The organism is Paenibacillus aestuarii, assembly GCF_027789125.1.
Lineage (GTDB): Bacteria > Bacillota > Bacilli > Paenibacillales > NBRC-103111 > Paenibacillus_E > Paenibacillus_E aestuarii.
On record NZ_JAQFVF010000065.1, the window covers coordinates 1 to 13,100 of the forward strand.

General features: G+C 46.3%; 11 protein-coding genes. 1 reads left to right on the forward strand and 10 read right to left on the reverse strand.

Features of this window, described 5'->3' with window-relative positions; all coding sequences use genetic code 11:
- Positions 1-445: 445 nt before the first annotated feature.
- Entirely contained in the window at positions 446-871 is a 426-nt protein-coding gene (locus O9139_RS23410) for a VOC family protein (RefSeq protein ID WP_270884175.1), read from the forward strand.
- A gap of 265 nt (positions 872-1,136) precedes the next feature.
- Here the strand turns inward: O9139_RS23410 and O9139_RS23415 are convergent, their stop codons facing one another.
- The 10 genes from O9139_RS23415 to O9139_RS23460 form a co-directional block, all read right to left on the reverse strand.
- Positions 1,137-1,988 carry a sugar phosphate isomerase/epimerase family protein gene (locus O9139_RS23415; RefSeq protein ID WP_270884176.1) on the reverse strand — a complete coding sequence of 284 codons (852 nt, stop codon included), beginning with the start codon at positions 1,986-1,988 and terminating at the stop codon, positions 1,137-1,139.
- Entirely contained in the window at positions 1,985-3,079 is a 1,095-nt protein-coding gene (locus tag O9139_RS23420; RefSeq protein WP_270884177.1) for a Gfo/Idh/MocA family protein, read from the reverse strand. The genes O9139_RS23415 and O9139_RS23420 overlap by 4 nt, the downstream gene beginning before the upstream one ends.
- Positions 3,072-4,301 (reverse strand): MFS transporter, encoded by a 1,230-nt coding sequence (locus O9139_RS23425; RefSeq protein ID WP_270884178.1) that lies wholly within the window; start codon positions 4,299-4,301, stop codon positions 3,072-3,074. The genes O9139_RS23420 and O9139_RS23425 overlap by 8 nt, the downstream gene beginning before the upstream one ends.
- Before the next feature lie 27 nt (positions 4,302-4,328).
- Positions 4,329-5,900 carry a response regulator transcription factor gene (locus O9139_RS23430; RefSeq protein WP_270884179.1) on the reverse strand — a complete coding sequence of 524 codons (1,572 nt, stop codon included), beginning with the start codon at positions 5,898-5,900 and terminating at the stop codon, positions 4,329-4,331.
- Positions 5,897-7,690, reverse strand: coding sequence for a sensor histidine kinase (locus O9139_RS23435; RefSeq protein WP_270884180.1), 1,794 nt, complete (start codon positions 7,688-7,690; stop codon positions 5,897-5,899). Before O9139_RS23435 ends, O9139_RS23430 begins: the two co-directional genes overlap by 4 nt.
- Positions 7,691-7,806: 116 nt before the next feature.
- The gene (locus O9139_RS23440; protein WP_270884181.1) at positions 7,807-8,634 is read right to left on the reverse strand and encodes a carbohydrate ABC transporter permease; all 828 of its coding nucleotides are present in this window, start codon (positions 8,632-8,634) and stop codon (positions 7,807-7,809) included.
- Between the two features lie 27 nt (positions 8,635-8,661).
- A complete protein-coding gene (locus O9139_RS23445; RefSeq protein WP_270884182.1) occupies positions 8,662-9,534 on the reverse strand; it encodes a carbohydrate ABC transporter permease in 873 nt (290 codons plus the stop codon).
- A 102-nt stretch (positions 9,535-9,636) separates the two neighbouring features.
- Complete coding sequence (locus O9139_RS23450) at positions 9,637-10,770, reverse strand: Gfo/Idh/MocA family protein (RefSeq protein ID WP_270884183.1); 1,134 nt, start codon at positions 10,768-10,770, stop codon at positions 9,637-9,639.
- Between the two features lie 20 nt (positions 10,771-10,790).
- Positions 10,791-11,585 (reverse strand): sugar phosphate isomerase/epimerase family protein, encoded by a 795-nt coding sequence (locus O9139_RS23455; protein WP_270884184.1) that lies wholly within the window; start codon positions 11,583-11,585, stop codon positions 10,791-10,793.
- 61 nt (positions 11,586-11,646) lie between these two features.
- Positions 11,647-12,981 carry an extracellular solute-binding protein gene (locus O9139_RS23460; RefSeq protein ID WP_270884185.1) on the reverse strand — a complete coding sequence of 445 codons (1,335 nt, stop codon included), beginning with the start codon at positions 12,979-12,981 and terminating at the stop codon, positions 11,647-11,649.
- Between the last annotated feature and the right edge of the window lie 119 nt (positions 12,982-13,100).

The following is a 13,100-nucleotide window of genomic DNA, read 5'->3' on the forward strand; positions in this document are numbered from 1 at the left end:
AGCTGACGAGATTGTTAATCTCTTTTAAAGTTTAGAGTCGATTACTCGACTTGCTTCTCACTCGTTGTTCAGTTTTCAAAGAACAATTCTCTTTCGTTCGCCGCCGCGTTACCGAAGCAGCGAAAAGTAATATACCATTTTCAAAACCTAATTGCAAGTGTTTTTTTTCGATTCATTTCTCGAAGATATTCAACAAGCTCAGACCTTCTGAAAAACCCCACTGCATGTCCTGTTCAGAAGACAGGAATGAAAATATACCATGGCCGCTAAAAAAATGCAATGCTTTGATTTTTTATTTTTTAGGCATTATAAATTAGCCCCCTCTCACAGAAATATATTTACAAACACATGTTCGGTATATTATAATTGGTCATGGGTAATAATGGAATTGAAGAAGCAGTTTTACTCATGTCCCATAAACCAATTAATTAGGAGCTGATAACAAATGGCAGTAACATTAATCCCTTACTTAGTTATGGAAGGAAACGCACAGGAAGCCATTGAGTTTTATAAGAAAGCATTAGATGCTGAATTGCTTTTCAGCACTACTTTCGGAGAGATGCCAGCAAATCCGGATTTCCCGTTGCCTGCCGAAGCCAAAGATCTTGTCGCTCACGCTACAATTAAAATCGGCAACTCAGAAATCATGTTCTCCGATTCTTTCCCAGGACAACCTGTGAACAAAGGAAATCAAGTGACCATTTGTGTATCAATGGATGACAAAGCAACAGCAGAACGATTTTTTACTGCCTTGCAACAGGAAGGACAAGTGAATATGCCTTTGCAGGAAACGCATTTCAGTCCTGCGTATGGCATCGTAACAGATAAATTTGGCATACCTTTTCAAATTTACACAGAAAGCAAGCGTTAGTTAGATGATATAAGGCAAAGTTAAGGAAGGTCTCCTCTTGAAGGCAAAACCTTCCTTTTCTTCTTTATATTCTCCAGTCCCCCAACTTGCCAAGTTCTCATTACGAGCCAATCTACCCTGTCAACCAACTGCTTAATAAACAACCTTCAATCATTCGACTATTTAAATCAATAGCAAAATAACACATAAAAAGCCAGGGAAGGATTCCAAATCCTTTACCCTGACTAGTAATTGATAGAACGCAATTTGTTTGGTCACTGAAAATCTATAACGAGTTGATCAATTGTTTGATATTCGAAACAGAACGGGTCGAACCTAGTCGCTGTTCTTCATTGCCTTCAAACTCTACGCTGATCCACCCTCCAAAGCCTGAGTCTCGCAAGCTTGTTAATAAATGACCCAGTTCAACGCTTCCCTCACCGATTATTGTACCCGTATACAGTTCGCCTGAAATAGCGGGATAAATGTCTCCTTGGAAATCTTCACTCACCTTAATAAAATCTTTGCAGTGAACATGACCAATCACCTGATGGAGCTGCACCATGGCATCTCGTGGATTTTCGTCAGCCAACAGAAAGTTGCCCATATCGAAGGTGCTGCGAAGTGCGAGCGAATCAACTTCTTCGATGATGGATTTAACTTGGCTCGCTTTGCCGGCAAACTGCCCGTGATTTTCCAGACAGAGCACAATATTTCGCTTACCAGCGTACTCGGCGGCTTCTTTTAAACCATTGATGATCCATTGGCGAGCTTGTTCTGAGACCTCTCCCTCCTGATGGCTTCCGGAGAAGACACGGACCACGTTAGCACCGAACGCAGCAGCATAATCAACTGAACTTAACACCTGTTGAAGCTGCATGCGACGATCCTCTTCAGTTGGCAGGGCAAAATTATTACTTGCGCTAACGCATGCAACCTGAAGATTTTCTTGCTGGAGCGTTTTTTCAATTTGGTTCACGTCACCCGCAGATTCCAAGAACCGATACAGTAACTCAACACCGTCAGCCATCGTCTCCCGGCGAGCGAAACGAATAAAGTCTGTATTCGTCCACGTTTTATTATACAAATAGCGATGACAGCTCCATATGCTCAAACTGATTTTGTTGGCAAATTTCATGCTTTCGCCGCCTTAAGCGCCTCTTTATCTTGCTCAAATCGGATCTCTTTGCCTGTGAATGCCGATTCATAGACAGCGCATATGATTTTCATGAGCTCAACGCCGTCCTCAACCGGACTTAAAGTCACATCATTACCTTGACAGCAGCGAACGAAATGGTCAATTTCGTTTTGGAACCCCGATTTAAAGTCAAAAGTCAGCGTATCCGCCTGTGGAATCAGATTAAGCATGATGTCGTGTTTTTCCGTTGCAATCTGCAATTCCGGCTCAACCTGAGCTCCGCCTTTAGTTCCGAAGATACTTATTGTACCGTCATTCTTAATAGCGTGCAGTGTAAAGCTGACATCCACCATCAAAGAAGCACCGTTCTCGAAGCGGATCAGCGCGTTCGCAAGATCTTCCACATCGTTATGCTTAGCGTCGTAGTCTGCGGCTTGATAATACGAGAGATGCTTCACATTCGCGCGATTACCTAATTTGCTATAGGTATTACCTGATACAGACAACACCTTCGGCTTGCCCATCAAATACCAACAAATATCAATAGCATGCACGCCTAGATCGATGAGAGGGCCGCCTCCGGAGCGCTTTTTATCCGCAAACCATCCACCCGGATTACCAAGACGGCGCAAATAGCTGGCTTTTGCATAATAAATTTCGCCTAAATCACCTGCCTCGATGAAACGGCGAAGCATTTGCGTCGTATTGCCGTAACGACGGACGAATCCTACTTGGAATACCTTGGAGCTGCGTTGAACAGCTGTTTGAACCTCTAGCGCTTGCTCCACTGTCTGACATAGCGGTTTTTCACATAAGACATGCTTGCCTGCTTCGATAGCCGCAATACTGATTTCGGCATGCGAATGATTCCACGTACAGATGCTTACAGCCTCAATCTCAGGATTAGCCAAAAACGCTTGCAGATCGGAATAAACGTTGGAAATTCCGTATTTCCCTGCTTTCTCCTCAGCACGTTCACGGTTTACATCACAGATTGCATACAGTTCAACCGCAGCGTTATTCGCATATGCGTCCAGATGCATGTTTGATATGGAGCCTGCACCAACAACACCGACTTTCAACTTATTCATAGTACATCTCTCCCTTATTATGCGTTTTCTCTTCTTCGCGAGCTTCTCTTCGAACAGCAACTGCAAACATGACAGTGAAACCTGCCACACCAAGCAGTGCTAATATTGAACTGAACCTATACATCGCTTGCGGACCTAACATTTGAAAGATCCAGCCACCGGCGATCCCGGCAATAATACCGGACAAGCCGCCCCAACTTAAGGCATATACCGCTTGCCCCGAAGCCCGGTAGGCAGATGGAATCAGATAAGCCGTTAATTGCGTGCCCACATAGTAATAACCAGCAAAGGTGATAGAATTCAAAGCCTGTATACAAAGAATGTGATAAGGCGATGTCGCCTCAGCCATCAAGAACCAGCGAAGCGCGTACAGTAAACTAACAGCGGCTAGGCAAAGAATCATACTTCTCCTTTCCTTGCGCAGAAACCGGTCGAACAGCAAATAGACAGGTATTTCAAAAATAGAGGCAAAGAAGGCGGACCATCCGACTAAACCTGTACTGCCACCTAAATCCGACATATAAATAGAGACAAAGGTGTTGTTCATAGCATTCGGAATTGAAATCAGAATACCCATCACAATAAACGTCATAAACCACTTGTTTCCTATTACCTGTAAATAATTGCTGCTTTGAACAGTAGCCGCTTGCTCTCTACTCCCGCTCCCATTAGGCAGCATGAACGCTAATAGAATAGACAATCCCATCATCAAAGCGCACACGACCCAAAGCTGGCGAATACCAAGCCATTCCATCACAGGCCCTGTCCCTAAGGCCAGCAGCGCCCAACCGAGAGCTCCCCAAAGTCGAAAGGAGCCAAACTTATACGGTGTATGTTCAATAGCTTCTAGAATTAGACTGTTGCTTTGAGAAAACAAAGGACTTTGAAAGAAGAAAAAGACTAGCAAAAAAGTGATAATAAGCGAGTATGCATTGAAAAAAAAGACCAATTGCAAGCTTATTAAGCTGCCGATCAACAAGGCGATCAGGATTCGTCTTACATTAACCAGGCGGTCACTCCAGTAGCCCCAAAACGGATTGGCGATTAACGAGAGAATCGGCCCGCCTGCCAGCAGCAGACTAATGCCGATACTGGACATGCCGAAGCTCTTCAAGTAGAGCGGAAAAAATGAACTATAGATGGCGAAAGTCCCGTATAAGATGAAATTAAAACCTTTTATAACTTGAAAAGGATGTGATTTAATCACGGAAAATGCTGACATGAATGCCACTCTATCCTTTCTAAGCTCTTAAGTCGTATGAGCAAGCTTCCGATATTGAGTTGGCGTGATTCCAGTGTATGTTTTAAAGATGGCGCAGAAGTACTTATATTCCTTGTATCCAACACTTTCGGCGATTTCAAAGACGCGGTCATCCGTACCCGTCAGCCTAGCTTTCGCCTGTTCGATCCGAACTTCGTTTAAATACTCAGCGAAGCCCTTACCGAACTTCTGCTTGAAAAGAATACTGAAATAATTCGGAGTTATTTTCAGCCAGGCAGCGATTTCCGAAGCTTTGAGGTCCTTATTGTATCTGGCCTCAATGTAGGATTTCACTCTGTCGGCCAACCAAGTGTTTTTACCTGTAAGCGAGGTATGAATCAGTGCATACATCGATTCCAACTCGGCACGTAGCAGCGATTCCATGGCTCTATAGGAATTATGCGCGACCAGATCAATTTCTTGAGTGTGAAAAATATCAGGATAGCCACTCAAGTCAATTCCTGTCGCCCGCAGTTTCCGCTGAAGGATAATGACCAGCTCCTGAAACGCATGCCAAACCTCCTTGATGAGACTACCACTCTCACGGAATTCCCGCATGATCTCGCCAATCTGCTGATCCAGCCCTGCCTCGTTCTCTTGAAATAAGACATGATTCAATTTTTTCTCCATCTCTATCAAATCAGGAAGACGGTGATTTCTTTTCGCAATCCGCTCTTCGTCATGAAGTATAACCGGGGACGACAACAAGAGCACCGCATACTGCAATAAGGAGATCGCCTCCAAACAGGCGGCACGAATATGCTCCGAACTTGCAAATGGACAGGAAATACTTGCATACAGACTAACATCGTCGGACAACTTCAGTGTGCCAAATAATGCATCATACAAATCCTTCGTCTTCACCGATAGAGGAGCTGCGACAAAAGTGAGCAGCATGTTGGGATGCTGGAAAAAGGAAACCGTTTCAAGCCCTATTGGTTGTAGGGCGGCATCGATACGTCTTTCCCACAGAGCCCGCATTTCTCTGCGCACCTCTTCTGTCGAGCGATCGTTCCATTGCGCATAATCGGCAACTTGCGTAGCAATCATCCAGCAGTTGGACGATCCGTTACTTACGATCAGGGCGTCATCCACGTAAAGATCAGCCCCTCCCTGCTGCAGCTGCCCGTTAAGCCACTGACGCTTGCGTTCAACCTGTTGATCGTCTCTAAGCTTCTGTTCCTGGCCGATCTCGACACCTATTCGCTGTACCATGGTCATGAGTTCATCGATGTTAACTGGTTTTAACAAATAATCTTTAATCCCGAGGCGCAGAGCCTGCCGTGCATACTCAAAATGGTCGTATCCGCTAATAATGACGACCCGGGCATTAGGGTAGCGCGTCTTCAATTGTTTGGACAGCTCGAGTCCGTCCATACCGTCCATATTAATATCAGTTAACACGACGTCTACAGGGTTGTGTTCCATGAATGCAAGCGCATCCAAACCGTCATAGGCTTCTCCGACCACCTCCACACCAATCGTTTCCCAGGAAATAGTCTGCCTTAGACCTTGGCAAATAATGGGTTCATCGTCTACAATCAGCATTGTGATGGTCATCGTATCCCCTCCTGTTCATTCATTTGATACGGAAATCTGATACGCACGCAAGTTCTGTCACGAGACGGCTCCGAAGGCAGCTCAATCCCGTAGCCACTGCCATACTCAAGCAAAATTCGTTCATGAATATTACAGATCGCATGATTCATTACACTCTCGTCACCGGTTTGTTTTTGAAGAACTCTGTATAGCACCTCAAGCTTTTCTTTGGCAAAACCAGCTCCTGAGTCGATAACTTCAATCAGCACATCAGGCCCATCGATATAACAACGAACATCAATTCTACCACCACCACGTGTAAACCCATGCTTAATGCTGTTCTCCACAAGCGGTTGAATAATTTTCTTTAAAATTACAGCCTGGTTTAACGTAGATTCCATATACAGGGTGAACTTCAACTTGCTTCCCATTCGCTTCTGCTGCAAATTCAAATAATCACGGACAAAATCTAATTCTTCAGGCATAGTCGTATATCGCTTCCCGCTATTCTGCCCCATCCGAAAAAAGCGGGATAGCGTCTCAATCAACTGGCTCGTCTCCACTGCCTTTTCCAATCGGGCTGTCCATCGAATCATATCGAGCGTGTTATATAAAAAATGAGGATCCATTTGACTCTGAAGAATTCGAAGCTCCGATTCCTTTTGCCGGATCTCCAGCTTGTACTTCTTATCAATCAGTTCTTTAATGGTCATGACCATGTTATTGAATTGCCGCCCAAGCTCCCCAACCTCATCACGGGTACGGACCTTTACCTGAGCAGAAAAGTCGCCCTTTTTCAACCGGGACGTCTGTCTGCTCAACTCAAGCATAGGGCGGATCATGGCAAGCTCGAACCCGATCAGAGCTAATAATCCAAAAATAAGGATTACCAGAATCAAAAACTTTAACGAAGCCTTAATCGCATCTGTTTTTTGAACGATCGCTTGGTCCTTGATCATGGCCACGATGCTCCACCCTGTCGATTTCATCGGCTGGCTGAACACAATGTAAGAAGTCCCGGCTTCTGTCAAGGAAGCGACTTTATTGATCGGTCTCGCCTTCAAATCTTTGAGCAGCGCGTCGCTTGGATATGGGTGCCCAATTAGTGATTCATTTGGATGAAGCAGCACCTCGCCGCCCGGACGAACGATAAAGATGGAGCCCTGATCCTGGGGAACTGCAGCGTTCAATAGATCTGTAAATTCGGACTCATCCAATCGCACGATCACTTCTCCAACCGGACGCGAAGGATTATCAAAAGAATTTATAACCCTGAACATGGAGACAACGCGTTTGCCCCCTCGCCAACCGCTCTCCAGCTTATAGGAGTCCGTCCAGACAACTGCCCCTTTATTTGCTTGGGCTAAATCCGTCCACGGCTGCTCCTGCCCCACGACAGGCTCACCCATCTGCAGCTGGTTCCCGCCTACGCCTTGGAGTGAAATCGACTTAATATATCGCTTGGACATAATTTGAAAAGCAATGAAGCCTTCAATCGCCGTTTGGTCCTTATTCATCTGCTGCATATTCGAAGGTGTTGTAGGAGTTTCCATGAAGCTTCTGAAATTCTCCTGATAAATCATGTAATCCGATAAATCTTCTACGGCTTTGATTTTCTCGGACAAATTCAATTCGATCGTATTTAAATTCTTTTCCATAGAATCGATGAACTGCTGCCGCAAAATGGCATCGTAACGGCTCAAGATGACGTTTCCGATCAACAAAGAGGGGAGAGTCACCAAAAGGATGAAGATGGCCACCGACTTTTGTCTTAAACTGAAATGCAGCAACGAGTATCTGTTAAAATGCATTATGTCCACTCCCCCTAACCGGTCTTATTCCTCATTTTACTATAAAACGGGAGCAACCTGGCTAAAAAGGAAAGGAAAACCGGGACTTAAAGAAGGGGAAATTAGACCTGGGTGTTTTATCCTTTGACAGCCCCCGCTGTCATCCCTTGTACCAGCTGCTTTTCCATTGCCAAGTAAAACGCTACAAGCGGAATAAGTGCCATCGACAAAGCTGCCATCTGCAGCGTTTGAAAGCGTGTCTCCGTTCCAGCGAAATTGGCCAAGCCGAGCGGAAGTGTCTTCAATGCCGCTTTATTAATGAGTACAAGAGCGAATAAAAACTCATTCCAATTATAAATAAAGTTGATAATGATAACAGTAGCCAGCGCTGGACGGGTCATTGGCAATATGATCGACCAAAAGATCCGATAAAGCCCGGCGCCGTCCATAACCGCCGACTCCTCGATATCTTTGGGGAAGGCTTGCATGAATCCCACGAGAATGAAAATCGTAATCGAGAGGTGAAAAGCCGTGTAAGGAAGCACCAGTGAGAGGTGCGAATTCAATAAGCCAACTTTTTTCATGATAATAAAAATGGGCACTAAAGTAGCATGAATCGGAATGGTCATCCCGATAATAAACAAGCCGTAAAGCCAACCGCGCAGGCGGAAATGAAATCTGGACAAAAAGTAGGAGGTTAACGCACCAAGCAGTACCGTTAAAACGATCGCACCTACGGTCACAATGACACTGTTCCAGAAATACGTGCCTAGATGCGCAACCTTCCAGGCGCTTGTATAGTTGCTAAGTTTCCATAACTTCGGTAGTCCCAGCGGATTGGTCGCGTAATCTTCCTCTGATTTGAAAGAACTGACAACCATCCAGACGATCGGGATGATGTTAATGACGCTTAGCACAGCTAAGACTAGATGAATGATCGTTTTTTTTCCTAAAGATGTTCGCATAGCGCCTCCTTTCCCGGCATGAACGTGTTAGCCGTTTCTTCGAGTAATTAATTTGGCTGCATAAATGGCTATTAAGCTGAATAGCAGGATGAGGATGGAGACTGAGCTTCCCAACCCAAAGTCACTATTGTTGAACGCTTGCGTGTACATATAAATGGTCATAACTTCCGTATTATGAGCAGGCCCGCCAGCCGTCATCACATAAATCAAATCGAAAATCCGGAAGCTGTTGCTGATGGAGAAGATCAAGGTTACCCAGATCGTTTCTTTCAGCATCGGCAGCGTAATGAGCCAGAATCGTTTCCAACCCGTAGCGCCGTCCATGACGGCAGCTTCCCGGATTTCTTCGGGAATATTTTGCAATCCGGCCAGGAAGATAACCATGTAGAATCCATAGTTTTGCCATAAATAGGTGATACTTACTGACAGCATGCCCCACTGCGGAGCACCTAGCCAGTTTTGTTTCCAACTCCCTAAGCCAAACAATCCGAGCACATTGTTAAGCAGACCGGATTCCGTGCCGTAGACCATATTCCAGATTAGTGACACGATAACCGCCGAAATAATGACAGGCAGGAAAAGTACGGATCGGTAAACTTTGAGCCCGCGAAGCGAGCGGTTCAAGATCACTGCAAAGAACAAGCCTACCGGCAATTGACCGAGAATTCCGCTAAGCATCATGAACAGGTTGTTTGTTACGCCCTTCCAAAAGATGCCGTCCTTTAAGACCGAGATATAATTATCCAGCCCTATAAAGGACATGTGGGACAACCCGTTCCAATTAAAAAATGAGTAGTAAAAAGACATGGCAACCGGGATCATCGCAATCCCAATATAAATGATCAAAGCCGGCAGCATGCCGACAAATATTGCCAATCCCATCCGCTTCGTAATATTCATAGGCGGCTCTCCTTTGCTCTAGATGATAGGCTGAGAGACGCAAGAAGACGGAACCCGGCAGGCTCCGCCTCTTTGGCAGCCGGTTAGCGGCTCGCTGCGCTCTTACATCGGAATCGCTAGCGAGCGCGAAGCTGCAATAATTTCGGCAGCCGTCGTTTCTCTCCCTAACGAATCGGACAAATACAAACCTTCGCTGATCAGCATCGTCGCCAGCGCAATATCCGCCGACGGCAGCAGCTCGACGCGCCCCTGCAAAGCGGCGATCCAATGCCGCTGCGATGAATCATAAGCATCTTCATTCTCTCTCATTCGGTGCCAACGAATGTCCATGCGATTCAAATCGATTTTGCTATCCAGATCGATGTCCGCCACAGTCGTGTGAAAGCTGATATCCGACGTCATCTCTCCCGAATGATAGGCAGGCAAGCGTATGCCGCCTTTGGAACCGATAATGCTGCTCCCCTCGACGCCTCCGAGGTTAACGGCCCACGCTTCAAAGATATCCAGCGTCACCCCTCCCCGGAGAGTCACAAACCCTAGAGCCAGCTCTTCTACATCAAACCCGCTCTCGGATTGGCGCTTCGCGTCCATCTCCATCTCTTGAATAAGCTTGCCGGTGACGCGTTCCACTCGGGTTTCGCCCAGCAAGTAGAGCATTTGAGCGATATGATATACGCCCATATCCAACAAGGCCCCTCCGCCCGCACTCGCTTTTCTCGTAAAATTAGCGGTGCCGAATCCGTCGACGAAAGGCCGACCACGCCGCCGGAAACCGTTTGAGCGGGCGTGGTACAATTTGCCCAATTGCCCGTTATCAATTAGCGTTTTAGCTGCCTTCGTCTCTTTTTTATAGAGGGTACTGAGCTGAACATGCAGCTTCTTGCCGCATTCTTTAGCTGCTTCGAGCATCGCCTTACCATCGTAGTAGGATCCTGCGATCGGTTTCTCGCAGTACACATGTTTACCTGCGCGCAATGCCGCAATTGTTAAAGGCGCATGAAAGTTGTTGTGCAGACAGACGTCCACCGCATCAATATCATCCCGGGCTAGCAGGTCCTTGTAATCCGTATAGACATGAGCAATCCCGTATTTGTTCGCAACACGGCGAGCCTCCTGCTCATTAATGTCACATAAGGCAACGACTTCGGCTCCTTCTATGTCTGCGTATTGCTCGACATGAGCTTTACCTATAATGCCAGTGCCGATAATTCCAATTCTAATTTTGGCATATTCCATATCATCCGCCTCCAGATCACCTATCCATGGTTAGCAGCAGAGGCCAGCATCCGTTTCGTCGCCGCCAGCGCCCACTCGATTTCGGTGTAAGGGTTGGAAGTAGCGTTGTATTCAATCGCCCAATACCCTCGATAACCCGCTTCACCCAAAGCTTTGATCGTTACTTCGGTTTGATCGGAGAATAACGTCCGTCTATCCAAATGCGTATGGTTCACCCAAGGAGCAACGATCTCATTGCCTGGTTCGCCTTCGATCCATCGGTTAAGATGAAGCAATATGCCATAACCGGGATGATCCACGGCTTCAGCCAATTGTTTCATCCAATGAGGATCCAGGGATATACCCGTGTGGTTTTCCGGGCCCACTGTAAAACCGTGATCGGCAGCATACTGTGCATACTCCCGGTAACGGCGAACCGTGTAATCAAATTGTTCCTCACTTGCCTCTACAGGACCTCGATTCGCATCGATGCGAACGGTCCGTACACCCAGCAGTTTCGCTGCTCGCAAATGGGCCAAAGCGTTGCGGTGCAGCTGTTCCCGCACATCCGGATCTGGGTCCCACAAGTGCGCACGGTCCACTGCCATGTTGGCCACCGTTAATTGTCTCTCATCCAGGTTACGCTTGATCTTCAACAGCTCATCGTCAGCCGGAAGCTCCCAAATGGGAGCTTCACGGTTAACGAAGAAGCCGTTCCAGAGATCCACTGCATCCAATCGATACCGATATCGCACGGTTTCGAGATAACCGAACAAATCCATCTCGCCTTGGCTTAACAGCTGATAGAAGGAGAATGCTCCAATGGAAGCTTTCATCTCCGCCACCCTTTCTCATCGGCTTTTTTACATCCTGTGGCTAATTCAACCAGTAGACGGATTACTTTTTCACCTTATCCATCGCATCTTGCATTTCTTTGGCAATTTGCTCCGGTGTTTTCTGTTTCATCGTAATAGCTTGCAGACCATTCTCAATCGCATCTTTCACACCAGCCGGCATCACGCTATCAAATACAAGCGCATCGCCCGACTTCGTCAGCTCCAGCATTTCTTTCAAATATTTGCTCGTATCCGCAGGCATATCAACTTTCGCCGGTACTACGATCCCTTTACTCATCAAGTTTTGATACAGCTCTGGCGCATAGAAATATTTCAAGAATTTGAATGCCGCTTCTTTCTTAGCTCCGGATAATTCCTTGCTGAGTCCGATACCATATTGGACAACGCCTGCACTCTTGCCTGCTGTGCCTTTACCGCCGTCAATGGTCGGGAATAACGCGATGCCGATATTATCGCCACTCTCGGCGTTACTGACGCGGAACTTCGTATCAATCGTCGAGCTTGTCATCGTCATAGCCGATTTCTTCTGCAGGAAGTAATCTTGTACTTGAACTTCATCCATCGTGTTCAAATCCGCATTAAATGCGTCAAGTTTCGTTAACTCATCGAATACACCCAACGCTTTAATGTAATCCGGATCTGTGAACTTCGCTTGGCCTTGTTTCACTTTCGTCAAGAACTCCGTGCCTGCGATCCGATCTTCAACAGCAGACATGACTGTGGATTGAAGCGGCCAGCGGTTTTTATTGCCGATGCCCATTGGCGTAACGCCGGAAGCTTTGAGCTTCTTCACAAGCTCGAGGAAATCCGCATACGTTTTTGGAAACTCGTTGTAACCGACTTTAGCCAGCATATCTTTGTGATAGTAGACGATATCAACAAAAGTCATTTTCGTTGGAACAGCGTATTGCTTACCGTTCACTTTATATCCAGCCAAAGCCTGAGCAGGCAAAATGTCTTTCCATGTATCCATAATTTCATCAAGCGGCATAAGCACACCAGCATCAATGAAAGGGTCCATATCCACGCCAGGGAACAGGATGAACATATCCGGCATGCTGTTGCCGGCTGCTTCCGTACGAAGCTTTGTCCGATATTGCGCTGATGGAATATCCTGCATTTCGATCTTAATGTCCGGGTTCAACTGCTGGAACTTTTGAATCCGTTCTTTGTACAACTGGTTATCCACGTTCGGGCTGGACCAGTTCTCCTCCAGCGTCAGTGTAACTGGCTCCTTCGAGGCAGCAGGTTGTGTCGAGGCTTGAGCTTGTGAAGCTTCTTTGGCTGGCTCAGCACCGTTACCGCAAGCCGTCAAAGTCAGTAAAGCAGCAGATGCAGCAGCTAACACCGATTTTCTAATTACTCCATGAATCATTCATAAACCCCTCACTTTATGTCATTATTTTTAACATGCATCTTACAATTAAATTATAGAATAGGACTTAAAAGATGGGTATCCCATAAACTTATGATAACATCTAAAATTTTAATGTC